The 312-nt window shown below is 59.6% G+C and carries 1 protein-coding gene; it reads right to left on the bottom strand.

Going from position 1 to position 312, the window contains the following annotated elements:
- Positions 1-79 precede the first annotated feature (79 nt).
- The coding region (locus tag FVS66_RS00030; RefSeq protein ID WP_149178862.1) for a transposase at positions 80-312 on the bottom strand (233 nt) is incomplete at its 5' end.

The raw sequence follows: 312 nt of genomic DNA, 5'->3' as shown, positions 1-312 counted from the left end.
CGGCCACACATGAACTCGACGCTGTATGCGTACCCCTCGATGTCGAGCCGCATCTCGTCGATGAACTCGTACTTGCTTGCTACCGGGGATCTTTCGCGAAGTACGCTGCGGCTTTTTTCAGGAACGTAACTTCCATCTCCAGCTCGCGGTTGCGTCGCTCGAGTTCCTTCAGGCGCGCTCGCTCGTTCACCGTCAGTTCCGCGTCGGGAGCCGGTTCCTGTTGCTTCTGGTGCTTCTTGACCCAGCCGCGTAGCGTCTCCGGGTTCAGCTCAAGCTCCCGGGCGACTTCGGAGATCGTCTTGCTCGATCTCA

This window comes from Streptomyces sp. TRM49041, assembly GCF_008271805.1.
GTDB lineage: Bacteria > Actinomycetota > Actinomycetes > Streptomycetales > Streptomycetaceae > Streptomyces.
Note: the sequence above shows the minus strand (reverse complement) of the source record. Positions and strands in the feature narration are given on the sequence as shown.